The 24,232-nt window shown below is 64.6% G+C and carries 19 protein-coding genes, 2 tRNA genes and 1 pseudogene; 13 read left to right on the top strand and 9 right to left on the bottom strand.

What is annotated here, in order from left to right; genetic code table 11:
• The first annotated feature begins 56 nt into the window (after positions 1 to 56).
• From G6N41_RS24770 to ilvC, 3 genes are all read left to right on the top strand, one after another.
• Positions 57 to 1,913: an acetolactate synthase large subunit gene (locus G6N41_RS24770; protein ID WP_198965956.1), complete on the top strand. Its 1,857-nt coding sequence runs from the start codon at positions 57 to 59 to the stop codon at positions 1,911 to 1,913.
• Positions 1,913 to 2,422 (top strand): acetolactate synthase small subunit, encoded by a 510-nt coding sequence (ilvN, locus tag G6N41_RS24765; protein WP_011740020.1) that lies wholly within the window; start codon positions 1,913 to 1,915, stop codon positions 2,420 to 2,422. Before G6N41_RS24770 ends, ilvN begins: the two co-directional genes overlap by 1 nt.
• 72 nt (positions 2,423 to 2,494) lie before the next feature.
• On the top strand, positions 2,495 to 3,496 hold the full coding sequence (gene ilvC, locus G6N41_RS24760) for a ketol-acid reductoisomerase (protein WP_198968008.1): 1,002 nt from the start codon (positions 2,495 to 2,497) through the stop codon (positions 3,494 to 3,496).
• 86 nt (positions 3,497 to 3,582) lie between these two features.
• Here ilvC and wrbA read toward each other — a convergent pair whose 3' ends face one another.
• Positions 3,583 to 4,185 carry an NAD(P)H:quinone oxidoreductase gene (gene wrbA / locus G6N41_RS24755; RefSeq protein ID WP_198965955.1) on the bottom strand — a complete coding sequence of 201 codons (603 nt, stop codon included), beginning with the start codon at positions 4,183 to 4,185 and terminating at the stop codon, positions 3,583 to 3,585.
• On the bottom strand, positions 4,182 to 5,612 hold the full coding sequence (locus G6N41_RS24750; RefSeq protein ID WP_020728173.1) for a phytoene desaturase family protein: 1,431 nt from the start codon (positions 5,610 to 5,612) through the stop codon (positions 4,182 to 4,184). The genes wrbA and G6N41_RS24750 overlap by 4 nt, the downstream gene beginning before the upstream one ends.
• A gap of 30 nt (positions 5,613 to 5,642) precedes the next feature.
• On the opposite strand from G6N41_RS24750, the gene serA reads away from it, so the two are divergent.
• Positions 5,643 to 7,229 carry a phosphoglycerate dehydrogenase gene (gene serA / locus G6N41_RS24745; RefSeq protein ID WP_198965954.1) on the top strand — a complete coding sequence of 529 codons (1,587 nt, stop codon included), beginning with the start codon at positions 5,643 to 5,645 and terminating at the stop codon, positions 7,227 to 7,229.
• A 55-nt stretch (positions 7,230 to 7,284) separates the two neighbouring features.
• Positions 7,285 to 8,304 carry a 3-isopropylmalate dehydrogenase gene (locus tag G6N41_RS24740; RefSeq protein ID WP_198965953.1) on the top strand — a complete coding sequence of 340 codons (1,020 nt, stop codon included), beginning with the start codon at positions 7,285 to 7,287 and terminating at the stop codon, positions 8,302 to 8,304.
• On the opposite strand, the gene G6N41_RS24735 is transcribed toward G6N41_RS24740, so the two are convergent.
• The gene (locus G6N41_RS24735) at positions 8,204 to 9,478 is read right to left on the bottom strand and encodes an MFS transporter (protein WP_198968007.1); all 1,275 of its coding nucleotides are present in this window, start codon (positions 9,476 to 9,478) and stop codon (positions 8,204 to 8,206) included. The genes G6N41_RS24740 and G6N41_RS24735 overlap by 101 nt on opposite strands.
• Positions 9,479 to 9,917: 439 nt before the next feature.
• Between G6N41_RS24735 and G6N41_RS24730 the strand changes: the two genes are divergently transcribed.
• The 4 genes from G6N41_RS24730 (at position 9,918) to G6N41_RS24715 (ending at position 12,541) form a co-directional block, all read left to right on the top strand.
• Positions 9,918 to 10,715: a fumarylacetoacetate hydrolase family protein gene (locus G6N41_RS24730; RefSeq protein ID WP_198965952.1), complete on the top strand. Its 798-nt coding sequence runs from the start codon at positions 9,918 to 9,920 to the stop codon at positions 10,713 to 10,715.
• Complete coding sequence (gltX, locus tag G6N41_RS24725) at positions 10,712 to 12,181, top strand: glutamate--tRNA ligase (RefSeq protein WP_198965951.1); 1,470 nt, start codon at positions 10,712 to 10,714, stop codon at positions 12,179 to 12,181. Before G6N41_RS24730 ends, gltX begins: the two co-directional genes overlap by 4 nt.
• 143 nt (positions 12,182 to 12,324) lie before the next feature.
• Positions 12,325 to 12,396, top strand: a tRNA-Gln gene (locus tag G6N41_RS24720).
• A 72-nt stretch (positions 12,397 to 12,468) separates the two neighbouring features.
• Positions 12,469 to 12,541, top strand: a tRNA-Glu gene (locus G6N41_RS24715).
• Here the strand turns inward: G6N41_RS24715 and G6N41_RS24710 are convergent.
• Positions 12,504 to 13,079: a pyridoxamine 5'-phosphate oxidase family protein gene (locus G6N41_RS24710; RefSeq protein WP_198968006.1), complete on the bottom strand. Its 576-nt coding sequence runs from the start codon at positions 13,077 to 13,079 to the stop codon at positions 12,504 to 12,506. The two genes, G6N41_RS24715 and G6N41_RS24710, sit on opposite strands and share 38 nt — an antisense overlap.
• Positions 13,080 to 13,231: 152 nt before the next feature.
• On the opposite strand from G6N41_RS24710, the gene G6N41_RS24705 reads away from it, so the two are divergent.
• Positions 13,232 to 14,197: an NAD(P)H-dependent flavin oxidoreductase gene (locus G6N41_RS24705; RefSeq protein WP_198965950.1), complete on the top strand. Its 966-nt coding sequence runs from the start codon at positions 13,232 to 13,234 to the stop codon at positions 14,195 to 14,197.
• Positions 14,198 to 14,222: 25 nt separating this feature from the next.
• Here the strand turns inward: G6N41_RS24705 and G6N41_RS24700 are convergent, their stop codons facing one another.
• From G6N41_RS24700 to G6N41_RS24685, 4 genes and pseudogenes are all read right to left on the bottom strand, one after another.
• Positions 14,223 to 17,084 (bottom strand): MMPL/RND family transporter, encoded by a 2,862-nt coding sequence (locus G6N41_RS24700; RefSeq protein WP_198965949.1) that lies wholly within the window; start codon positions 17,082 to 17,084, stop codon positions 14,223 to 14,225.
• Positions 17,081 to 17,509 (bottom strand): annotated as a pseudogene (locus tag G6N41_RS24695) (MmpS family transport accessory protein). Before G6N41_RS24695 ends, G6N41_RS24700 begins: the two are co-directional and overlap by 4 nt.
• 251 nt (positions 17,510 to 17,760) lie before the next feature.
• Positions 17,761 to 18,978: an aminotransferase class I/II-fold pyridoxal phosphate-dependent enzyme gene (locus G6N41_RS24690; protein WP_198965948.1), complete on the bottom strand. Its 1,218-nt coding sequence runs from the start codon at positions 18,976 to 18,978 to the stop codon at positions 17,761 to 17,763.
• 550 nt (positions 18,979 to 19,528) lie between these two features.
• Positions 19,529 to 20,230: an IclR family transcriptional regulator gene (locus G6N41_RS24685; protein WP_038579190.1), complete on the bottom strand. Its 702-nt coding sequence runs from the start codon at positions 20,228 to 20,230 to the stop codon at positions 19,529 to 19,531.
• Between the two features lie 82 nt (positions 20,231 to 20,312).
• Between G6N41_RS24685 and leuC the strand changes: the two genes are divergently transcribed.
• From leuC to G6N41_RS24670, 3 genes are all read left to right on the top strand, one after another.
• Positions 20,313 to 21,734: a 3-isopropylmalate dehydratase large subunit gene (gene leuC / locus G6N41_RS24680; RefSeq protein WP_198965947.1), complete on the top strand. Its 1,422-nt coding sequence runs from the start codon at positions 20,313 to 20,315 to the stop codon at positions 21,732 to 21,734.
• Between the two features lie 24 nt (positions 21,735 to 21,758).
• Complete coding sequence (gene leuD, locus G6N41_RS24675) at positions 21,759 to 22,355, top strand: 3-isopropylmalate dehydratase small subunit (RefSeq protein WP_198965946.1); 597 nt, start codon at positions 21,759 to 21,761, stop codon at positions 22,353 to 22,355.
• A gap of 224 nt (positions 22,356 to 22,579) precedes the next feature.
• Positions 22,580 to 23,215 (top strand): HU family DNA-binding protein, encoded by a 636-nt coding sequence (locus tag G6N41_RS24670; RefSeq protein ID WP_198965945.1) that lies wholly within the window; start codon positions 22,580 to 22,582, stop codon positions 23,213 to 23,215.
• Between the two features lie 61 nt (positions 23,216 to 23,276).
• Here G6N41_RS24670 and mutT1 read toward each other — a convergent pair whose 3' ends face one another.
• Positions 23,277 to 24,215: an 8-oxo-(d)GTP phosphatase MutT1 gene (gene mutT1 / locus G6N41_RS24665; RefSeq protein WP_198965944.1), complete on the bottom strand. Its 939-nt coding sequence runs from the start codon at positions 24,213 to 24,215 to the stop codon at positions 23,277 to 23,279.
• Positions 24,216 to 24,232: the final 17 nt, after the last annotated feature.

Below are 24,232 nucleotides of genomic sequence, written 5' to 3'. Positions count from 1 at the left end.
TGTTGCCTAACCAACGAGACTTCGACAGCGAAGCGGGACAAAGGACTAGAAGGACAGTGAGCGCACCAACCAAGCGACACTCCCCGACATCAGAGCCGCAGCAGCGCGGCGTGGCAGCTGGCGTGAACTCCTCGCCGGTTCACTCGAAACATGTTGCACCGGAGCAGCTTACCGGCGCCCAGTCGGTCATCCGGTCGCTGGAAGAACTCGACGTCGAGATCATCTTCGGGATTCCCGGCGGTGCCGTCCTGCCGGTGTATGACCCGCTGTTCGACTCGCAGAAGCTACGTCACGTGCTGGTCCGTCACGAACAGGGCGCCGGTCACGCGGCCAGCGGCTACGCGCATGCCACCGGCAAGGTCGGGGTGTGCATGGCGACCTCGGGCCCGGGCGCGACGAACCTGGTGACTCCGCTGGCCGACGCCCAGATGGACTCGATCCCGGTGGTCGCCATCACCGGTCAGGTTTGCCGCGGGTTGATCGGCACCGACGCCTTCCAGGAAGCCGACATCTCTGGCATCACGATGCCGATCACCAAGCACAACTTCCTGGTTCGCACCGGTGACGACATCCCTCGGGTGCTGGCCGAGGCCTTCCACATCGCGGCCTCGGGGCGCCCCGGAGCCGTGCTGGTCGACATCCCCAAGGACGTGTTGCAGGCCCAGTGCACGTTCAGCTGGCCGCCGCAGATGGATCTGCCGGGTTACAAGCCGAACACCAAGCCGCACAACCGGCAGATCCGTGAGGCCGCCAAGCTGATCGGGGCCGCGCGCAAGCCCGTGCTGTACGTGGGCGGCGGCGTCATTCGTGGCGAGGCGACCGAGCAGCTGGCCGAGTTGGCCGAACTAACCGGCATTCCGGTGGTCACCACCCTGATGGCGCGTGGCGCGTTTCCTGACAGCCACCGCCAGAACATGGGCATGCCGGGTATGCACGGCACGGTGGCCGCGGTGGCGGCCCTGCAGCGCAGCGACCTGCTGATCGCCCTGGGCACCCGCTTCGACGACCGGGTCACCGGAAAGCTCGACTCCTTCGCCCCCGAGGCCAAGGTGATCCACGCCGACATCGACCCTGCCGAGATCGGCAAGAACCGCAACGCCGATGTTCCGATCGTGGGTGACGTTCAGGCCGTTATCACCGAGCTGATCGCGATGCTGCGCCACTACGACATTCAGGGCAACATCGAGATGTCCGAATGGCTGGCGTACCTGGAGGGTGTGCGGGCGACGTATCCGCTGAGCTACGGACCTCAAAGTGACGGCAGCCTGGGCCCGGAATACGTGATCGAGAAGCTAGGCGAGATCGCCGGCCCGGACGCCATCTATGTCGCCGGAGTCGGGCAGCACCAGATGTGGGCGGCGCAGTTCATCAAGTACGAGAAGCCGCGCACCTGGCTCAACTCCGGCGGGCTGGGCACGATGGGCTTCGCCATCCCGGCGGCCATGGGTGCCAAGATCGCGCTGGCCGACACCGAGGTCTGGGCGATCGACGGCGACGGATGCTTCCAGATGACCAATCAGGAACTGGCCACCTGCGCGATCGAGGGCATCCCGATCAAGGTCGCACTGATCAACAACGGCAACCTGGGCATGGTGCGGCAGTGGCAGAGTCTGTTCTACGAGGAGCGCTACTCACAAACCGACCTCGCCACCCACTCACACCGCATCCCAGACTTCGTCAAGCTGGCCGAGGCCCTGGGCTGTGTGGGATTGCGTTGCGAGCGAGAAGAAGATGTCGCCGACGTGATCAACCAGGCCAGGGAGATCAGTGACCGGCCAGTGGTCATCGACTTCATCGTCGGTGCCGATGCGCAGGTCTGGCCGATGGTTGCCGCCGGAACCAGCAACGACGAGATCCAGGCGGCCCGCGGCATCCGCCCGCTGTTCGACGACGAGAGCGAAGGGCACGCCTGATGAGCACGAAGACTCACACCTTGTCGGTGCTGGTCGAAGACAAGCCCGGTGTGTTGGCGCGCGTCGCGGCGCTGTTCTCGCGGCGTGGTTTCAACATCGAGTCGTTGGCTGTGGGTGCTACCGAGCAGAAGGACATGTCACGGATGACCATCGTGGTCTCCGCCGAGGCGACTCCGCTCGAGCAGATCACCAAGCAGCTCAACAAGTTGATCAACGTCATCAAGATCATCGAGCAGGATGACGACCACTCGGTGGCCCGGGAACTGGCGCTGATCAAGGTTCGGGCGGATGCGGGCACCCGCAGTCAGGTGATTGAAGCGGTAAATCTGTTCCGTGGCAAGATCATTGACGTATCGCCGGAATCGCTGACCATCGAGGCCACTGGTGACCGCGGCAAGCTGGAAGCGTTGCTTCGAGTACTGGAGCCGTTCGGCATCCGCGAAATCGCCCAGTCCGGAATGGTGGCGTTGTCCCGCGGTCCGCGCGGCATCGGCACCGCCGCCAAGTAAATTCGTACGTTTCGAAAAGACAAGTAAGAAGGAGATATTCACGTGGCAGACGTGTCATCCCAGGCATTGGAGATGTTCTACGACGATGACGCCGACCTTTCGATCATCCAGGGCCGCAAGGTCGGTGTGATCGGCTACGGCAGCCAGGGACATGCGCACTCGCTGAGTCTGCGCGACTCGGGTGTCCAGGTGCGGGTCGGGCTCAAAGAGGGCTCGAAGTCGCGGGCCAAGGTCGAGGAGCAGGGCATCGAGGTCGATACGCCGGCCAAGGTGGCCGAGTGGGCTGACGTCATCATGGTGCTGGCACCCGACACCGCCCAGGCCGAGATCTTTGCCAACGACATCGAGCCCAACCTCAAGCCTGGTGACGCCTTGTTCTTCGGTCATGGCCTCAACGTCCACTTCGGCCTGATCAAGCCGCCGGCCGACGTCACCGTGGCCATGGTGGCCCCGAAGGGGCCCGGCCACCTGGTGCGCCGTCAATTCGTCGACGGCAAGGGCGTGCCGTGTCTGATCGCGGTCGACCAGGACCCGACCGGCAAGGGTGAGGCGCTGGCGTTGTCCTATGCCAAGGCGATCGGCGGCACTCGGGCCGGCGTCATCAAGACCACCTTCAAAGACGAGACCGAGACCGACCTGTTCGGCGAACAGGCCGTGTTGTGCGGTGGCACAGAGGAACTGGTGAAGACCGGTTTCGATGTGATTGTTGAGGCGGGCTACCCGCCGGAGATGGCCTACTTCGAGGTGCTGCACGAGCTCAAGCTGATCGTCGACCTGATGTACGAGGGCGGCATCGCCCGGATGAACTACTCGGTGTCGGACACCGCGGAGTTCGGCGGCTACCTGTCCGGTCCGCGCGTGATCGACGCGGGCACCAAGGAGCGGATGCGCGCCATCCTGCGCGACATCCAGAACGGCGACTTCGTCAAGAAGCTGGTCGCCAACGTCGAGGGCGGCAACAAGCAACTCGAGGCGCTGCGCAAGGAGAACGCCGAGCACCCGATCGAGGTCACCGGTAAGAAGCTGCGCGACCTGATGAGCTGGGTGGACCGCCCGATCACCGAGACGGCCTAGCCCTTTGCGGCTCACGGCGCCGAGCGTCACACCAGCGTGGCGCTCGGCGTCGACCGTCACCCTGGCGTGACGCTCGGCGTCCGGGCTTAGCCGGAGGCGAGCCGATCGGCGGTGCGCACCACGCGGCGCGCCAGGTGGTCCAAAGCGTTGGCGGTCGGCTCGTCGATGTCGGTGATGTTGTCGTGGGTGGCCACCAGGCTCGCTCCGTAGGGATTGCCGTCGACGAACTTGAGCGCGTCGGTGTATCCCGGCGCCACGATGATGCCCCCGAAATGCATCAGCGTGACGTACAGCGTGAGCAGGGTGGTCTCTTGGCCGCCGTGGGCGGTGTTGGTTGAGGTGTAGGCCGCGTAGATCTTGTCGGCCAGCTTGCCTTCGGCCCACAGCCCGCCGAGTGAGTCGAGGAACTCGCGCAGCTGTGCCGCGACCGATCCGAAACGGGTGGGTGAACCGAAAATGACCGCGTCGGCCCACACGATGTCGTCTCCGGTGGCAGCCGGAAGGTCTTTGGTCGCTTCGTAGTTGGCCGACCACGCGGGATTGTGGGCGAACGAATCGGGGTCGCGGGTTTCGGCGACGTGTCGCACCCGTACCTCGGCGCCGGCGGACTCGGCCGCGGCGGCGACTTGCCGCGCCATCGTTGTCCCGTGGCCGGTGGCCGAGTAGTAAATGACCGCGAGTTTTGTCATAGCGATAGCTTAGGCATTTCGGCAATCCCAAACTCGCGACGCAAGAGCGTGCGCGCACAGTAGTAGCCGGCCATGCCATGGACCCCGGCGCCGGGTGGGGTTGCGGCCGAACACAGGTACACCTTCGGAATCGGCGTGCGCCAAGGATTTAGCCGTGGGGTGGGGCCAGCCATCGCTCGCCAGACGGAGTTTGCCCCCACCGCGATGTCGCCGCCCACGTAGTTGGCGTTGTGCGCGGCCATCGCGGCCGCGGGCACGCTGCGAGCCGCCACCACGACGTCACGGAAGCCGGGCGCGAACCGTTCGACGACACGACACACCGCCTCGGTGGCATCGACGGAAGACCCCGCCGGCACATGGGCGTAGGTCCAAAATGGTCGGTGGCCGCCGTCGTCGACGCGGCCGGGATCGGACGTGTGGGGCGAGGACGCCAGCACCATCGGCCAATCGGCGTGGCGCCCGGCGGCGATTTCTGCTTCGGCGTGCGCCATCTGCTCGCGGGTACCGCCGAGGTGAAATGTCGGGGCCGTCGCGATCCGGTAATCCGACCACGGGATGTCGCCGTTGAGCACGAAGTCGACCTTGGCTACCCCGGATCCAAATCGGTACCGGCGCAATGCGGTCGCGTACCGGTTGGGGATCGTGTCCCGATACACCTGCAGCAATGCCGTGGGTGCGGTGTCGAAGACGGCGACGCCCTGGGGCGGTTCGGTCACCTCGATCCCGGCGGTCAGCTCGCTGCCGTGCGCGCGCAGATCGGCGATCAGCGCGTCGGTAATCACCTGGCTGCCGCCGATCGGGATGGGCCAGCCGACCCTATGGGCCAGGGTGGCCAGCATCAGCCCCGCGCCGGCCGACACCAGCGAAGGCAGCGGCGAAATAGCGTGGGCAGCAACGCCGGTGAACAATGCGCGGGCATCTTCGCCAGCGAGTCCGCGCCATGCTGGGGTGCCCTGCGCCAGCACGCGTAGACCCAGATGCATGGCGGGGCGCAGCGCGGTGGGTACCGACCGCTTGTCGCCGAGTAGCAAATCGACCGCGGCGTCGCAGTTCTCTACGAGCGGGCCCAGCAAGCGCTCCCAGGATGGGCCATGCTCGAGTTCGGCGCAGGTTTGCCGCAGATCGCGGTAGGCGATCGCCGCTGGGCGGTCCGGCAGCGGGTTGGCATAGGAGATGTGCGGCACGGCCAGCCGCACGCCCCGGGCGGCCAGATCGAACTCGACAAAAAACGGCGACGCCAGCGCCAGTGGGTGCACCGCTGAGCACACGTCGTGCAGGACTCCGGGAAATTCGAAGTCAGCTGCCGTGCGGGCGCCGCCACCGAAGGTCTGTTGGGCCTCTATGACCTGCACTCTTAGACCTGCACGAGCACAGATCACCGCTGCGGTCAACCCGTTGGGCCCGCTGCCGACGACGGTGACGTCCACCCCATGATTACAGCCGACTACGCTGGCCGCGTGAACCTCCCTGTTGTGTTAATAGCCGACAAACTTGCTCAATCAACAGTCGCTGCCCTGGGAGACCAGGTCGAGGTGCGCTGGGTGGACGGTCCTGACCGGGAAAAGCTGCTGGCCGCGGTGCCCGAGGCCGACGCGTTGTTGGTGCGTTCGGCCACCACGGTCGACGCCGAGGTACTTGCCGTGGCGACCAAGCTCAAGATCGTCGCGCGCGCCGGCGTGGGGCTGGATAACGTCGACGTGGATGCGGCTACCACGCGCGGTGTGCTGGTGGTCAACGCTCCCACATCCAACATTCACAGCGCCGCCGAGCACGCGATGGCGCTGCTGCTGGCCGCCGCTCGCCAGATCCCGGCCGCCGACGCCTCATTGCGCGAGCACACCTGGAAGCGGTCATCGTTTTCCGGTGCGGAGATCTTCGGCAAGACCGTCGGGGTGGTGGGTCTGGGCCGGATCGGGCAGTTGGTCGCACAGCGCGTCGAGGCGTTCGGTGCCCATGTGGTCGCCTACGACCCCTACGTGTCGCCCGCGCGCGCGGCTCAGCTGGGCATTGAGCTGCTGCCCCTGGACGACCTGCTGGCCCGTGCCGACTTCATCTCGGTGCACCTGCCCAAGACGCCCGAGACGGCCGGCCTGCTCGGCAAGGAGGCGCTGGCCAAGACCAAGCCCGGCGTCATCATCGTCAACGCCGCACGCGGTGGATTGATCGACGAGTCAGCGCTGGCGGAGGCCATCACCAGCGGCCACGTCCGTGGGGCCGGGCTCGACGTGTTCGCCACCGAACCGTGCACCGACAGCCCGCTGTTCGAGCTACCGCAGGTCGTGGTCACACCGCATTTGGGGGCCTCCACCGCCGAGGCCCAGGACCGGGCCGGAACCGACGTCGCCGCCAGCGTGAAGCTGGCGCTGGCCGGTGAGTTCGTTCCCGACGCGGTGAACATCGCCGGTGGTGCGGTCAACGAGGAGGTGGCCCCGTGGCTGGATCTGGCCTGCAAACTCGGGGTACTGGCCGCCGCGCTGTCCGATGAACCACCGGTGTCGCTGTCGGTTCAGGCCCGTGGCGAGCTGGCGTCTGAAGACGTCGAGGTGCTCAAGCTGTCGGCACTGCGCGGTCTGTTCTCGGCGGTCGTCGAAGGCCCGGTGACCTTCGTCAATGCGCCGGCGCTGGCTGCCGAACGCGGTGTTTCCGTCGAGATCAGCAAGGCCTCCGAGAGCCCCAACCACCGCAGCGTCGTCGACGTGCGTGTCGTCGGGGCGGACGGCTCGGTGGTGAGCGTCTCGGGCACGTTGTACGGCGCGCAGTTGACCCACAAGATCGTTCAGATCAACGGCCGGCACTTCGACCTGCGGGCCGAGGGGACCAACCTGATCGTCAACTACGTCGACCAGCCGGGGGCTTTGGGCAAGATCGGCACGCTGCTGGGTGCGGCCGGGGTGAACATCCATGCCGCGCAGCTCTCCGAGGACGTGGAGGGCCCGGGCGCCACCGTTCTGCTGCGCCTGAACCAGGATGTGCCTGAGGACGTGCGTTCGGCCATCGCCGCCGCGGTGGGCGCCAACAGGCTTGAAGTGGTCGATCTCTCGTGAGCCGCAGCGGTGACGGCGTGGCGCGAAACGACGTGGGGGCAGGAGAGCGATACCGATGAAATTAGCGATCGTTGCCGGTGACGGGATCGGTCCCGAGGTGGTGGCCCAAGCGGTCAAGGTCCTCGACGTGGTCCAGCCGGGTGTCGATAAGACGAACTATGACCTGGGTGCACGGCGTTTTCATGCCACCGGCGAGATATTGCCGGATTCGGTGATCGCGGAGTTACGCGAGCACGATGCCATCTTGTTGGGCGCGATCGGTGACCCGTCGGTGCCCAGCGGCGTGCTCGAGCGGGGTCTGCTACTACGGCTTCGATTCGAGCTGGACCACCACATCAATCTTCGTCCGGGTCGGCTGTATCCGGGAGTGAAGAGCCCGTTGGCGTTGGAGCCGGGCAATCCCGAGATCGACTTCGTGGTGGTGCGTGAGGGAACGGAAGGCCCTTACACCGGAAACGGCGGCGCGATTCGGGTCGGCACGGCCAATGAGGTTGCCACCGAGGTCAGCGTGAACACCGCCTTCGGGGTGCGCAGAGTTGTGCGGGACGCCTTCGAACGAGCCATGCGGCGGCGCAAGCACCTGACCCTGGTGCACAAGAACAACGTGCTGACCTTTGCGGGCTCGCTGTGGTGGCGGACCGTGCAGGAGATCGGCGAAGAGTATCCCGATATCGAGTTGGCCTACCAGCACGTCGATGCGGCGACCATCCACATGGTTACCGATCCCGGCCGCTTTGACGTGATCGTCACCGACAACTTGTTCGGCGACATCATCACCGACCTGGCGGCGGCCGTGTGCGGTGGAATCGGCCTGGCCGCCAGCGGAAACATCGATGCGACCCGGACCAACCCGTCGATGTTCGAGCCGGTGCACGGAAGTGCGCCCGATATCGCCGGTCAGGGCATCGCCGATCCGACCGCGGCCATCATGTCGGTGTCGCTGCTGCTTGCCCACCTGGGCCTGGACGACGCGGCTAGCCGGGTGGATCGGGCGGTCGAGGGTTACTTGGCAACTCGCGGGAACGAACGGCTTGCCACCGCCGCAGTCGGCGAGCGGATTGCGGCCGCTCTCTAGGCTCCAACCCGGGCGGACGTAGCCGGGTGGGAACCAGCGGTATCGCTGCCAGCGGGAACAACCCGCACAGTCCCCAGGCCAGTGGGTAGGCAGCCGTGGTGATCAGCGCACCGAAGATGGGAGGCCCGGCGGCCGCCATCAGGCGCTGAGTGGTGTTTAGAACGCCCAATGCGCGTCCGCTCCAGTACGGCCCGGCGTATTCCGTGATCGCGGTTGCCTGCAGTCCATTGTCGAGCACTGCGATCACCGTGATCGTGATCATCAGTAGGACGTCATACCGGGAGCCCTCGTCGTCGACGAGCGCGAGCAGGAACAGGGCGGCGGCCGACGCGATCGCGATGACGCGCACCGGTCGCATCCGCGAACCCACGCGGTCGGACCAGCGGCCTACCGCGATGCGGCCCAGCGCGCCCAGCAGCTGCGAGACGGTCACCAGGATTCCGGCAGTGGCAACCGGCCAGCCGTGATGATTCATCAGCCAAACCAGCATGAACGTGACGGTCACGGTCTGGGGCATCATCAGCAGCGCCGAGGACGCATGAATTCGCCACAACACCGCCGAACCCCGATACGGGCTGGCAAGTTCTTCCTTGCTGGCCACCTTGCGGGACTTGCGGGGCGGGTCGACCACGCCGACCAGGCTGGCTACCGCGGCGATCGTGCAAAAGGCAGCGGGAAACATCAACGCGTTGTGAATGCTGTGTTCGGCCAGCTCGGGGATCACCAGCGCACCTAGGGCGATTCCCAGTGGTTGCGCTGTCTGACGGATACCCATCGCCAACCCACGTTGATGGGGCGGAAACCAGCCCGACACCAACCGGCCGCCGGCGCTGTTACAGCTGGCGGCCGCCATGCCGCCGAGGAACAGATAGATGCCCATCAACAACAGCGAATCCACCGATGCCGCGGCATAGGCGGCGATCGCGGTGAGCGCCGAGCCCACGGTCATCACGATCTGCTCGCCGACGTGGTCCAACACATAGCCCCAGGCGACCAGCGTTACCACCATGCCCCAGCTGGGCATCGAGGCCAGCAGACCCGCCTCGGCCAGCGGGGTGTCGCGCGCGTTTTCCAACCGGGGGATCAGGAAGGCGACACCGTTGATGAATAGAAATGAGCTTGCTGTGACGATCAGCGAGACGATCACAATCCACCACCGCGCGGAAAGACTCAGTTCCTGTGTGGCGCTCGACTCATCAGGCACTAGCTAATGCTTGCACACCTCTGCGCTGTCGGGTGGCGCAGCGGGATCGGCGGACTCGGCGCAGGGCGCCATCGAATCGCTTTCCAGTAGGATCGCCGGGCCGCAGCGCGCCCAGGCCCGCTGAGTGGGATTGCGGGGCTTCTCATCGGGCCGTGCCAGCCCGAATCGTCGCCCCGCTAGGTGGGATTGCGGGGCTTCTCATCGGGCCGTGCCAGCCCGAATCGTCGCCCCGCTGGGATTGCGGGCTTCTCATCGGGCCGTGCCAGCCCGAATCGTCGCCCCGCTAGGTGGGATTGCGGGGCTTCTCATCGGGCCGTGCCAGCCCGAATCGTCGCCCCGCTAGGTGGGATTGCGGGGCTTCTCATCGGGCCGTGCCAGCCCGAATCGTCGCCCCGCTAGGCTCATCCGAATGCGACTTGGACGTATTGCCAGCCCTGACGGGGTCGCCTTCGCCAGCATCGAAGGCGAGTTAGACAATCCGGGTGCGATGACCGCCCGGGAGATCGCGGAGCACCCTTTCGGGACGCCGAACTTCACCGGCCGCTCGTGGCCGTTGGCCGATGTGCGGCTGCTGGCCCCGATACTTGCCAGCAAGGTGGTCTGTGTCGGCAAGAATTACACCGATCACATCGCGGAGATGGGCGGCCAAACCGGTCCGACGCCGGCGGATCCGGTGATATTCCTCAAGCCCAACACGGCGATCGTCGGTCCGAACGTGCCGATTCGGTTGCCCGCCAACGCATCACCAGTCCACTTCGAAGGCGAACTGGCGATTGTGATCGGCCGGCCGTGTAAGGACGTGTCGGCCGCGCAGGCGGTCGACAACATCCTCGGCTACACCATCGGCAATGACGTGTCCGCCCGCGATCAGCAGAAATCCGACGGGCAATGGACCCGGGCCAAAGGCCATGACACATTCTGTCCGGTCGGGCCATGGATCGTTACCGAAGTCGACCCTGCCGACCTCGAACTGCGCACCGAAGTCAATGGTGCGGTCAAGCAGCACGCGCGTACCTCGCTGATGATCCACGATGTGGGTGCCATCGTGGAGTGGATCTCGGCGGTAATGACATTGCTGCCCGGTGATCTCATCCTCACCGGAACACCCGCGGGGGTCGGTCCCATCGAAGACGGTGACACCGTCTCCATCACCATCGAGGGGATCGGCACCCTGACCAACCCCGTAGTCCGTAAAGGAAAGTCGTGACTTCATCCAGCGTCCGGGTCCGATTCTGCCCGTCGCCCACCGGTATCCCTCATGTTGGAATGGTTCGCACCGCGCTGTTCAACTGGGCCTATGCCCGGCACACCGGTGGCACCTTTGTTTTTCGCATCGAGGACACCGATGCCGCACGCGATAGTGAGGAAAGCTATCTCGCCCTGCTCGACGCGTTGCGCTGGCTGGGCTTGGACTGGGATGAGGGGCCCGAGGTGGACGGGCCCTACGGGCCCTATCGGCAGTCGCAGCGCACCGAGATCTATCACGACGTGGTGGCCAAGCTGTTGACGGCGGGTGAGGCCTATTACGCCTTCTCGACGCCCGAGGAGGTCGAAGCCCGCCACATCGCCGCCGGCCGCAACCCCAAGTTGGGTTACGACAACTTCGACCGTCAGCTGACCGATTCCCAGCGCGCGGCCTACCTGGCCGAAGGCCGTAAGCCAGTGGTGCGGCTGCGGATGCCCGATGCCGATCTGGCTTGGCATGACCTGGTGCGTGGGCCGACCACCTTCGCGGCGGGCTCGGTGCCCGACTTCGCGTTGACCCGGGCAACCGGAGATCCGTTGTACACCTTGGTCAACCCCTGCGACGACGCGCTAATGAAGATCACCCACGTGCTGCGCGGCGAGGACCTGCTGCCGTCCACGCCGCGCCAGATCGCCCTATACCAGGCGCTGATGCGCATCGGGATTGCCGAGCGCGTTCCGGAATTCGCACACTTGCCAACGGTATTGGGGGAGGGGACCAAAAAGCTCTCCAAGCGGGACCCGCAGTCCAATCTGTTTGCCCACCGCGACCGGGGCTTCATTCCCGAAGGCTTGCTCAACTACCTTGCGCTGCTCGGCTGGGCCATCGCCGATGACCACGATCTGTTCAGCCTGGATGAGATGGTGGCCGCGTTCGATGTGGCCGACGTGAATTCCAACCCGGCGCGCTTCGATCAGAAGAAGGCTGACGCGATCAATGCCGAGCACATCCGGATGCTCGACGTCGCGGATTTCACCGCCAGATTGCGCGCGTACCTGGATACCCACGGCCATCAGCTCGCGCTGGACGACGCGGCGTTCGCCGTCGCCGCGGAGTTGGTGCAGACCCGCATCGTGGTACTCGAGGATGTGTGGGCATTGCTGAAGTTCCTCAATGACGACCGGTACGCGATCGACCGCAAAGCCGCGGCCAAGGAGCTGGGGCCCGACGCCGGCCCAGTGCTAGACGCCGCTATCGCGGCGCTTGACGGTGCGGCCGACTGGACCACTGCTGACATCGAGGCGGCCCTCAAGACCGCGTTGATCGAGGGTATGGCCCTCAAACCGCGCAAGGCGTTCGGCCCGATCCGGGTTGCCGCCACCGGCACCACGGTTAGCCCGCCGCTGTTTGAATCAATGGAACTGCTCGGCCGCGAACGCAGTTTGGGCAGGCTCCGATCGGCGCGCGATCAGGTCGGTTCGCCCTAGTGTGACGAGAATCGAAGGCGCCATGCGCAATACCGGCTGAGTCTTTGGTAGTGTGCACGTCGGCCGACAATGGTTGGCAGTAGTGGGTTCGCGATGCGGGTAAATCTCGCAGATCCGCTCTGACCAGCTGTTTTAGGCCAAAATGGGGTATGGTGTAATTGGCAACACAGCTGATTCTGGTTCAGCCATTCTAGGTTCGAGTCCTGGTACCCCAGCAAAAGCCCACCAGTGCAAGCGATTAGGTGGGCTTATCCGGGTGAGCTATGCTGACTGCTCGGATTGGTTCTGGCCCCGTCGTCTAGCGGCCTAGGACGCCGCCCTCTCACGGCGGTAGCGTGGGTTCGAATCCCATCGGGGCTACAACAGAACAAGTGCGGTACCGGTCGGTCCGACCGGTACCCAGCACAGCCGGCCCGGTGCTGCCTCCGACCGGCATGGGCGGCAGCCCGAGCTTGCGGTGGTCCCAGGATCGGGTTCGGTGGCTGAGGATCCGAACGCCGACGCGTTTGTTCATCATCTGGTCGACCATGGGCTTCACGTCGTCGGTGTAGGGCCCGGTGTAGCGTTCCCACACGCTGACCCCCACCCGGTGCAGGGCCTCGGGATCGTCGATTATCTCGGCGACACCCTCGAAGGAAACCCCGCGCAACGTGTCATAGGTATTGCCGTCTTCGAGCAGGAAGCTCACCCGCGGATCCCGTTTGAGATTGACGGCCTTTTGTGACTTGGCCTTGGTCTCCAGCCAGATCTCGCCGTCGACCACGGCGTACCACATCGCGGTCAGGTGGGGCTGGCCGTCCGGCCCGATCGTGGCCAGTGTGCCGGTGCGACTGGTGGTGACGAAGTTGGCGATTTCAGACTCGGACATGACGATGTCTGCGCGCTGCTTTGTTCCCATTCGGTCAGTGTGGCAGGCACGGGCTCGATCCCTACCGGTGGACGGCCTGCCAGCAGCGACCGCGGCGCCGCGAACTTCGGTGACCGCCCCGGCCACGGGCCATGTTAGAAAGCCGAAACAGCAGCTCAACAATTCTCTGAAGGGGGCTAGCGGTGTCGCTAAATACCCGTCTCACAGAATTCCTCGGAGTCCAACACCCGATCCTGCTGGCACCGATGGCAATGACGTCGGGGGGCCGGCTCGCTGCGGCGGTGACCGCCGCGGGTGGCCTGGGCCTGATCGGTGGAGGCTATGGCGAGGCCGAGTGGCTGCAGCGCCAGTTGGAGCAGGCGCAGGGGCAACGGGTCGGATGTGGGTTCATTACCTGGAGCCTCGCCCGCAATCCCGAGCTCCTCGACCTGATCCTGGCCGCGAACCCGGCGGCGATCATGTTGTCGTTCGGTGATCCACACAACTTCGCCGGCCCCATCCACGATGCCGGCATTCCGTTGATCTGCCAGATACATACCCGCGAGCAGGCGCTGCGTGTGCTGGAAGTCGGTCCGAACATCATCGTGGCCCAGGGCAGCGAGTCAGGTGGACACGGAATGAGTGTGCGCTCCACTTTCACGCTGGTTCCCGACGTGGTGGACTTGGTTGCCCAACGCTCGGCCGAAACGCTGGTCGTGGCGGCCGGGGGGATCGCCGATGGCCGCGGGCTGGCAGCAGCGCTGGCGCTGGGCGCAGACGGCGCCCTGGTGGGTACCAGATTCTGGGCTTGCCCAGAGGCGCTGGTATCGCCGCGAGCCCACCAGCGGGCGGTGGAGGCCAGCGGGGACGACACCATCCGTACCCGCGTCTACGACATTGTGCGGCAGCGGGATTGGCCGGCGGAATACGATCTGCGGTTGCTCAGCAACTCGTTGATCCAGGCATGGCATGGCAACGAATCCGAACTGATACGGCGACTGCCGGACCTGCTGGGCGCCTTCGAAAACGCAGTCGCGGCAGAGGACTTCGAGATCGCCACGGTGCTGGTTGGCGAGGCGGTAGGTCTGATCTCGAGAGTTGGCCCCGCCGCTGACATCGTGTCCGAGATGGTCTGCGATGCCACCCGGATACTGAACCGGTCGGGTTAGCCGCCGGCGGCGGGCACGTTCGACGTCAAGCCAGCACAGACGTCGCGGCCGCACCGGGATTGGCCGTAACGGCCGGCGGCGAAGCGGCGTGCGTGGGTACCCGGCGCGGCCACCAGAACCAGCGGCCGAGCAGGGCCGCGATGGCGGGCATCATGAAAGAGCGGACAACCAGGGTGTCGAACAACAGTCCGATCATGATGGTGGTGCCGACCTGGCCGACCACGCGCAGGTCGCTGGTGAGCATGGAGCCCATAGTGAAGGCAAACACCAGTCCGGCGATGGTGACGACGTGGCCGGTGCTGGCCATGGCTCGGATCATGCCGGTCTTGAGGCCGGCGCCGATCTCTTCCTGGAATCGGGCGACCAGCAGCAGGTTGTAGTCCGATCCGACGGCCAGCATGACGATCACGGCTATGGGCAGCACCAGCCAGTGCAGCGGCATGTGCAAGATGTGCTGCCACAACAGGACCGAGAGTCCAAAGGCGGCGCCCAGCGAGAGTGCCACCGTGCCGACGATGACCGCGGAGGCCACAACGCTTCTGGTGATGGCCAGCATGACCACGAAGATCAGACACAGGGTGGCCACGACCGCGATCAGTAGGTCATAGGTGCTGCCCTTGCTGATGTCCTTGTAGGTGGCCGCGGTGCCGGCCAGGTAGATGTTGGCGGTTGCTAGTGGGGTTCCTTTCACCGCCTCGCTCGCGGCCAGCAGGATCGGGTCGATGTGGGCGATTCCCTCGGCGGTGGCGGGATCGCCCTTGTGGGTGATGATGAACCGGGCCGCGGTGCCGTCGGGGGATAGGAACAGGGTCAGACCCCGTTGAAAGTCGGGATTGTCGAAGGCTTCCGGCGGCAGATAGAAGGAGTCGTCGTTCTTAGAGGCGTCGAGGGCCTGCCCCATGGCGGTGGCGTTGCGGGTCATGTCGTCCATTTGGGTGATCAGTGCCGAGAAGGTGCTGGCCGTGGTTTGGGTGAGGCTCTTCACGGTTTGCATGGTGGCGATCATCGGGGGCAGCAGGGCGAGCAGTTTGGGTTGGAGTTCGTCGATGCGATCTAGGTCGTCGGTGAGCGTGCCGACGTCTTCGCTGAGCTTGTCGACGCCGTCGATCGCGTCGAACAGGGACCGCAGTGACCAACAGATCGGGATGTCCAAACAGTGGCGTTCCCAGTAGAAGTAGCTTCTGATGGGTCGCCACAGGTCGTCGAATTCGGCGATCTGATCACGCAGTTGGTCGGTGTTGGCCTGCATCTGCTTGTTGTGGGTGAGCATGTCGTGGCTGGCGTCGTTGAGCTGTTGAGTCAGTTCTTGTTGGCGCGCCGCGATATCGATCATGTGTTGCAGCTCATCGATCATGGTGTACATGTCGGCGACGCGGGCTTTGAGGTAACCCATGTTCTGGATGGTCATGGCGTTTTGCATGTTGAGCTGAAACGGGATCGAACTGTGGTCGAGCGGTGAGCCCAGTGGCCTGGTGATGCCTTGGACACGTGCGATGCCGGGAAGGTGGAACACGCCTTTGGCGATCCGGTCCAGCAGCATCATGTCGGTGGGATTGCGCAGATCGTGGTCGGCCTCGATCATCAGCACTTCGGGTTCCATGCGGGCCGGGGGGAAGTGGCGGTCCGATGCGCGGTAGCCGATGTTGGAGGGGGCGCCGGCCGGGATGTAATGGCGCTCGTTGTAGTTGGTTTGGTACTTGGGCAGGGCGAGCAGTCCGATCAGCGAGATCAGTGCCGCGGCGACCAGGACCGGGCCCGGCCAGCGCACCACGATGGTGCCGATGCGGCGCCAACGCCGGGTTGTGGTGGCGCGTTTGGGTTCGAATACGCCGAATTTGGTTGTTAGGGCGATGACTGCCGGCGCCAGGGTCAATGAGGCCAGGATCACCGCCAGCAGACCGATCGAGCATGGTGACCCGAGGGTTTGGAAGTAGGGGAGCCTGGTGAAGCTCAGGCAGTACATCGCTCCGGCGACGGTCAGCCCGGATCCCAAGACGACGTGACTTGTCCCGCGGAACATGGTGTAATATGCGAGCTCTCGGTCCTGGCCGGCCATCCGGGCCTCTTGGTAGCGGCCGACCAGAAAGATGATGTAGTTCGTCGACGCCGCGATCGTCAGTGCCGTCAAGACATTGATGGAGAAGGTCGATAGGCCAATCAGGTCGTTGGCGGCCAGCGTAGCGATCACGCCGCGTGCCGCAAGCAGCTCGATCCCGACTGTGAGCAGCATCACCACAACGGCCGCAATCGATCGATAGGCGATCAACAGCACGATGGTGATCACCGCAATCGTGACCGCGGTCAACCGTTGCAGACTGCTGTTGCCGGACGTGTCTTGATCGGCGCCGAGTGCACCGGGGCCGGTCAGGTAGGCCTTGATTCCGGGTGGCGGCGGCACATCGTCGAGGATCCGCGCAACTGCGGCAACGGAATCGTTGGCTCTGGCACTGCCCAGGCCACCGGTGAGGTACAGCTGCACATAGGCGGCCTTGCCGTCGACGCTTTGCGAACTCGCGGCCGTGAGCCTGTCGCCCCAGAAATTGTCGATGTGTTGGATGTTCGTCTTGTCCTGCGACAGCTTGGCAATTAGTGCGTCGTAGTAGCGGTGGGCTTCGTCGCCGAGTTTGGCATTGCTCTCCAGCACGATCATCGTGGTGTTGTCGGAGTCGAACTGCTGAAAGTCTTTGCCGATGCGCCGCATCGCGATCAGTGACGGAGCATCACTGGGGCTCAACGACACCGAATGCTCTTTGGCGACCTCTTCTAGTTGTGGTGCCAGCAGGTTGGCGCCGACGGTGAGCGCGATCCAGAGCAAAATGACCGGTAGCGAAAATTTTTGGATAGTCCGGGCGATAAAGGGGCGCCCCGCGCTGTGTTCGGGCGTCACGCAGATTTCACTAGGCAGCTAGTCGCGGCATCGTGGGCATCGGCCGTGCGCTCGGCGCGGACCACGCCGTTGACGGTGTTGCGACAGCTCAGGGTTGCGCTGTTGCCCTGCGCCACGAGGTGGGCAACCACCTAGGTCAGTGTGGTCACGATGGTCAACGACCATGGGATCGCGGCGTTGGCGACTTCGTGTGGTTCGGCCTGGGCATCGAGGTAATTGACCGTGACGACCGTTCCCGGAGGACCAAGAACCTCGTAGCGAACGTACTTCGGGTTGAACGCGACAATGGCGTCGGAGTTGCCCGCATCCGGCACATATCGATGTGAGCCGAAGACGCCATGCAAGCGCATTACCACCGATGCCCCGACAATTGCGACGAGGATCATCACGATCGGCACCCACATCCGCCGAAAAAGGCTGACCATTGAACCCCCGTTCGGTATCGCCCGGTCGTCGCGTTATGCGACGAACCCATCGTGACCATGAGGGCACCGTGATTGCGCCGCGAGGCGGGTAAATTCTTGCATTTCATCGGACCGGCTCGCGCCCGAATCCTGGGAACAAAGCGGGTGAAATTACGCGCCGGGGCGGGTCCGCCGCCGAGAGGGCGTCATCGGGTCGCGGTGCCCGGAGGCTACATCGCTCAGGTGGGCGCATCATCGAGCTGCGGCATGGTCTAGTTTCCGGTCAATTCCTTGTAGACGGCCGCGATGGCTTTTACCGTCGGCTCGACATCAGCGATGTCGTGGCCCGCGGTTGAGATCAAGCGCAGTTGAACGATCCCGGGCGGTACCACCGGATAGGTCACCGCCGAGTAGAATATTCCGTGCTTATGGCGCAATTCGGTCAAGAATGCGAGAGCCGACAGCGGGTCCATCGGCAGGTACACCGGCGTGATGAGAGAGTTCGCTTTCCCGATGTTGAGACTTTCTTCGGTCAGCGAGGCCTGAAGTTTGCCGGCCACCGCGTGCGCTCGTCGGCGCAGGTCGTCGCTACGCCGCAGCAACCCCAAACGCACCCGGTTACCCGCGACGATCGGCCAGGGCAAGCCGCGGGAGAAGATCTGGGACCGCATCGTGTAGCGAAGCTTCCAAATGACATCGGCCTGTGATGCGACGAATGCTCCGGCGCCCGCGGCGGCCTTGGTGAAGGTGCCGAAATAGAGGTCGATATCGTCCTGGACGCCCTGTTGTTCCCCGGTGCCGCCGCCGTTGGGGCCGAGAACGCCGAATCCATGTGCGTCGTCAACGAGCAACCGGAAGTCGTACTGCTGCTTGAGTGCCGCGATTTCGCGCAATGCGCCCTGATCGCCGGACATTCCGAAGACGCCCTCTGTGACCACCAACACCCCGGAGTCGGGGCCCCGCACCCGGTTGATTTCGGCCAGGTGTGTCTCGAGTTGGTCAATGTCGTTGTGGGCGAACATTCGGGTCCGTTCACCGCGTTTACGGTGCAATCGAATCCCATCGATGATGCAGGCATGGTTTTCCGCATCCGACACGATCCAGTCCACCTCGGTGGTCAGGGAGTCAATCAGCGAGATCATGCCTTGATAGCCATAGTTGAGGACCAGTGCTGCCGGCTTTTGCGCATAGTCGGCCAGTTCGCTTTCGAGTAGCTCGAGATCGTCGGTTTCGCCGGACATCATTCTCGAGCCCATGGGAGTCGCCAGTCCGTAGCGGCCTGCGAACTCGGCATCGGCCGCCCGGACTTCGGGATGGTCGGCCAGCCCAAGGTAGTTGTTGAGGTTCCAGATGATGTATTCATCGTCGCGCCAAGTCATTCGCGTGCCGGCGGCTCCGCCTAACTTGGGAAATGTCGCTATCCCGTGGATGGCACGTGAAAGTTGAAACAGCGGATCCTGATCTGCGACAAGTTTGGCGAATAGATCCATGGTTCCCCCATGATTGGTTGGCTCTGCGAGCTACGAGGATGTCGAGGAGACAGCGGCTTGGCGCCCGGCGGTAACGGATCAGGTTGCCGACGGTGGAGCCGGGTAATGCTTGGTGGTTGCGGCCCGAGGCGGTCGGGGATTGCTCACCGCCCAGCGCCCGAACCGTGCCGCGTCAGGGGAGCGTGGCCGGTAAGCCGCTCGCGTTTCGCCAAAGCGCGGATTCGGCAAAATTGTGCGCACCCGAGCGTCGTTGCAGCGCCGGCACTCCGGCGCAGATGGCGCCACATCCTGGATCGCCGCTACGAGGATCGAGCGCATCTGATTGGTCCTGACCTAATGTGCGAACGGTCGGCGAGCGCGGCCGTGTGGTTCCGGTTACAGACAGGATTACGGTCGCGACAATAACCTAGCGCGCCCGGGGCTGCGGCGTTTCGGGAATGAATCGATTGCCGCAGGCAGGGGCGCGGCGATCGCCACCAGGCCTCGACGCGCGGGCGGCTGAACCGGGTGGTGTGTCACAAGATTGGGGCCGCCGGCCAAACGGGTAGCGCTACAGCCGGCGCGCGAGTTCGTCGGCCGCGGCCAACAGGTCGGCGGCCCAACGCGCCCCGGGCCGTCGACCGATCCGGTCGATCGGACCGGATACCGATATGGCGGCGACGACGACACCGCGGCTATCGCGCACCGGCGCCGAGACGCTTGCCACTCCGGGTTCGCGCTCGGCCACGCTCTGCGCCCAACCCCGGCGGCGTACTTCGGCCAGCACCCGGTCGGTGAATTTGGCGGTTGGTAGGACGGCTTGCTGGGTGGCCGGGTCGCTGTGGGCCAGTAGCACCTTGGCTCCGGAGCCCGCCGTCATCGGTAGCCGGGCGCCGACCGGAACCGTATCGCGAAGGCCCGCAGGTGGTTCCAGCGCCGCCACACACACCCGTGACGTGCCTTCGCGGCGGTACAGCTGCACGCTTTCGCCGGTGGTCTCGCGCAATCGGGGCAGCACGGTCGCGCCGGCGGTCAGCAGGGGATCGTCGACATGGGCCGCGAGCTCGGTGATCGCGGGGCCCAGGCCCCAGCGTCCGTCCTCGTCCCGCCCCAGCAGGCGATGGACCTCTAGGGCCGCCGCCAGCCGGTATGCGGTGGCTCTGGGCAGGCCGGTCCGTTCGCATAGTTCGGCCAAACCGCAGGGTGATTCCGCGGTGGCGCGCAACAGACCCACCGCTTTGTCGATGACGCCGATGCCGCTATCCTGTCTCACAAGGAGATACTAGCGTCTTGCATTATGAGATGGAACCCTCATTGATCGCGAGCCGCGGATACACGAATCGAGGCAATTCGAGATGGCACTGCAGACGCGCGAGGCGCGCACGCTGGCTGAGAAGGTCTGGGACGACCACGTCGTGGTGTCCGGTCGGAACGAGGCTCCCGACCTGATCTACATCGATCTGCATCTGGTGCATGAGGTCACCAGCCCGCAGGCATTCGATGGTCTGCGCCTGGCCGGCCGCCCGGTGCGACGGCCCGATCTGACCATCGCCACCGAGGATCACAATGTGCCGACCGTCGATATCGATAAGCCGATCGCCGATCCGGTGTCTCGGACCCAGGTGGAGACATTGCGGCGTAATTGCGCGGAATTCGGCATCCGGCTGCACCCAATGGGTGATGTCGAGCAGGGCATCGTGCACGTCGTGGGACCTCAGTTGGGCCTCACTCAGCCGGGAATGACCATCGTCTGTGGTGACAGCCACACTTCGACACATGGCGCGTTCGGTGCCTTGGCGATGGGCATCGGCACTTCCGAAGTCGAGCATGTGCTCGCAACACAGACGCTGCCGTTGCGGCCGTTTAAGACGATGGCGGTCAATGTGGATGGGCAACTACCCGCAGGAGTGTCGGCCAAGGACATCATCCTTGCGCTGATCGCCAAGATCGGCACCGGCGGTGGGCAGGGGCACGTCATCGAATACCGGGGCAGCGCCATTGAATCGCTGTCCATGGAAGGCCGAATGACGATCTGCAACATGAGCATTGAGGCCGGCGCCCGAGCCGGGATGGTGGCGCCGGACGAGACCACTTACGAGTACTTGCGAAACCGGCCACACGCCCCAACCGGTGCCCAGTGGGATGCCGCGCTTGGGTACTGGCAACAACTGCGGACCGATCCTGGCGCCGTCTTCGACACCGAGGTCCATCTCGACGCCGCCGAGCTGAGCCCCTTTGTTACGTGGGGAACCAATCCCCGCCAGGGCGTGCCGCTTTGCGCCACGGTGCCCGATCCCGAGCTCATCGGCGATGACGGCGAGCGCCAGGCCGCCGAGAAAGCATTGGCGTACATGGACCTTGAGCCAGGAAAAGCCATGCGCGATATCGCGGTCGATGCCGTGTTCGTCGGGTCGTGCACCAACGGCCGGATCGAGGATCTGCGGGTCGTGGCCGAAGTGCTGCGTGGCCGCAAGGTCGCCCCAGGGGTGCGAATGCTCATCGTTCCCGGCTCCATGCGGGTGCGTGCCCAGGCCGAGAAGGAGGGTCTGGGTGAGGTCTTCACGGTCGCGGGCGCCGAATGGCGGCAGGCGGGATGCTCTATGTGCCTAGGGATGAACCCCGATCAGCTCGCGCCGGGGGAGCGCTGTGCGGCGACGTCCAACCGCAACTTCGAGGGGCGCCAGGGCAAGGGCGGGCGGACACATTTGGTCTCGCCGGCGGTGGCCGCTGCAACCGCGGTTCGCGGCACCCTATCCGCGCCTGCCGATTTGAATTGAACTCAAACAAACAGAGGAAGAGTCATGGAAGCCTTTGACACCCACACCGGAATCGGTGTACCGCTGCGCCGGTCCAATGTCGACACCGATCAGATCATTCCCGCGGTTTTCCTGAAGCGTGTCACGCGAACCGGTTTCGAGGACGGGTTGTTCGCCAGCTGGCGCTCGGATCCGTCATTCGTGCTAAACCTCAGCCCCTTTGACCGGGGCTCGGTGTTGGTGGCCGGGCCGGATTTCGGCACCGGATCCTCCCGCGAGCATGCCGTCTGGGCGCTCATGGACTACGGATTCCGGGTGGTCATCTCGTCGAGGTTCGGCGATATCTTTCGCGGGAACGCGGGCAAGGCGGGTCTGTTGGCCGCCGAAGTCGACCAAGATGGCGTTGAACTTCTTTGGAAGCTCATCGAGCAGAGTCCAGGTTTGGAAATCACTGTCAATCTTCAAGATCGAAATGTGATTGCGGGAACAGTGTTGCTGCCGTTCAGGATTGACGACCACACCGCGTGGCGACTCCTTGAAGGTCTTGACGATATAGCCCTTACGCTGCGGAAACTCGATGCAATCGAGGCATATGAGGCTGGTTATCCGGCGTGGAAACCGCGCACTTTGCCTACCTCCTGAAGGCCCTTGGGGCGGGGAATTTTCCCTTCCGTGAGCCGCTGTGGTGTGGGCAAGCAACACCCATTTTGGGGTCACTCCACCGGTCAAGGGCGGCAATCGGATTGCCGAAATTGCGTTCGACGGGTCCTGAAATTGCGCGTGGCTCTTGGAAATCAGGCAGGTGAGGGTTTACCGTGTCCACTAGTCGGTTCCATAAACGAGGACCGCTAGCTTCGGAGGGTTGGATGAACAAAGCAGAGCTCATTGACGTGCTCACACAGAAATTGGGCTCGGACCGTAGGCAGGCAACCGCGGCCGTCGAGAATGTTGTCGACACCATTGTGCGCGCCGTACACAAGGGCGACAGCGTCACGATTACCGGATTTGGGGTGTTTGAACAGCGTCGCCGTGCGGCCCGGGTGGCCCGCAATCCGCGTACCGGTGAGACGGTGAAGGTCAAGCCGACGTCCGTCCCGGCATTTCGCCCAGGCGCGCAATTCAAAGCGGTTGTCTCTGGTGCACAGCGTCTCCCGGCGGAGGGCCCGGCGGTCAAGCGTGGCGTGATGGCGAGCGCCGCTGCCAAGAAGGCAGCAAAGAAGGCTCCCGCCAAGAAGGCCGCGACCAAGACCGCTGCCAAGAAGGCCGCGACCAAGGCTTCCGCCAAGAAGGCCGCGACCAAGGCTCCCGCCAAGAAGGCCGTGACCAAGGTCACCAAGGCTCCGGCCAAGAAGGTGACCAAGGCAACAGTGAAGAAGACTGCCGCCAAGGCTCCAGTCCGCAAGGCTGCGACCAAGGCACCCGCCAAGAAGGCTGCGGCAAAGAGGCCGGCCACCAAGGCTCCCGCCAAGAAGGCGACGAGCACCCGGCGCGGTCGCAAGTAAGTCAGCTCACACGCAGATACCCTTCGGGTGGCAGCGATGCCCCCCAAAGGGTATTCGCGCGTTAGGCCCGCACGTTGGCTGCCAGCGCGCCGCCGATGTGGTCGGCGGCGATGACGCGGCCGCCGGATAGCGACAGCACCCACGTACTGCCTTTGTGGTTGCGCGATCTGTCGGAGCGGACGCCGTCGCGTTCGCACCACCAAGCGATCAGGTCCGGAATCACCTTGCCCTGCGAGCAGATCACGGGTGTGCCGTCGCGCGTAGCGATCTGCAGTAGCCGTTGCCGACCGCGCTTGGCGTTCTTGGCGTAGGCCTCTTCGGTGAGGGTGCGCTCGTTGTGGATGACCACTCCCAATTCCTCGGCTAGTGGCTGCACCGTCTGATGGCAGCGCAGCCGGTCGGCCGCGAACACCGTGTCGGCGCCGAAAGCCAGCAGCTGTGGCACGAGTGCCTCGGCCTGGGCTCGTCCCTTCTTGTCGAGTGGCCGTTGGGTGTCATCTCCGGAGAAGCGTGACTTGCTGCCAGCGCTGCCGTGCCGGACCACCAGGACGGTCTTGGTATCCGCCGGCTTTTTGCCGAACCGCCGCAAGACCTTTCGATCCTGTGCGTAGTCAAGCTTGGTCATCGCGTCGGCGACCGGTAACCAGATCAGCTTGTCGACCTCGTTTCCGGCGGTGAACTCCCCGCCGAGGCTGCGCGCGGCCCAGTAGTAGACCTTCTTGAGGCCCTGCTCGACGGGATAGCTCACCATGATCAGTCGCCTGCCGAGATGGGCGTGCTGGCCCGTCTCCTCGCACACCTCACGCGCGGCCGCAACCGCTGCGGTCTCGCCGGGATCCACTTTGCCTTTGGGCAGCGACCAGTCGTCATAGCGAGTGCGGTGGATCAATGCAATCTCGATTGCCCCCTTGGCCTTTCCCGGGCGCCACAGCACCGCACCGGCGGCGTATACGATTCGGTCTCCCGAGCGTCGGCGGACAGACGAGCTGGGGATCGACAAGTTAACTCCTGCAGGTC

The organism is Mycobacterium shottsii (assembly GCF_010728525.1).
Taxonomy (GTDB): domain Bacteria; phylum Actinomycetota; class Actinomycetes; order Mycobacteriales; family Mycobacteriaceae; genus Mycobacterium; species Mycobacterium marinum.
The sequence above is the reverse complement of the archived record's forward strand: the minus strand, read 5'-3'. Positions and strand labels throughout refer to the sequence as shown.

Excerpts from the sequence above, each read along its gene's own strand:
- wrbA (WP_198965955.1), bottom strand. The coding sequence starts at position 4,185 with ATGACAAAACTCGCGGTCATTTACTACTCGGCCACCGGCCACGGGACA.
- leuC (WP_198965947.1), top strand. The coding sequence starts at position 20,313 with ATGGCACTGCAGACGCGCGAGGCGCGCACGCTGGCTGAGAAGGTCTGG.
- G6N41_RS24670 (WP_198965945.1), top strand. The coding sequence starts at position 22,580 with ATGAACAAAGCAGAGCTCATTGACGTGCTCACACAGAAATTGGGCTCG.
- ilvN (WP_011740020.1), top strand. The coding sequence starts at position 1,913 with ATGAGCACGAAGACTCACACCTTGTCGGTGCTGGTCGAAGACAAGCCC.
- ilvC (WP_198968008.1), top strand. The coding sequence starts at position 2,495 with ATGTTCTACGACGATGACGCCGACCTTTCGATCATCCAGGGCCGCAAG.
- G6N41_RS24690 (WP_198965948.1), bottom strand. The coding sequence starts at position 18,978 with ATGGATCTATTCGCCAAACTTGTCGCAGATCAGGATCCGCTGTTTCAA.
- G6N41_RS24710 (WP_198968006.1), bottom strand. The coding sequence starts at position 13,079 with ATGGGAACAAAGCAGCGCGCAGACATCGTCATGTCCGAGTCTGAAATC.
- G6N41_RS24730 (WP_198965952.1), top strand. The coding sequence starts at position 9,918 with ATGCGACTTGGACGTATTGCCAGCCCTGACGGGGTCGCCTTCGCCAGC.
- leuD (WP_198965946.1), top strand. The coding sequence starts at position 21,759 with ATGGAAGCCTTTGACACCCACACCGGAATCGGTGTACCGCTGCGCCGG.
- G6N41_RS24740 (WP_198965953.1), top strand. The coding sequence starts at position 7,285 with ATGAAATTAGCGATCGTTGCCGGTGACGGGATCGGTCCCGAGGTGGTG.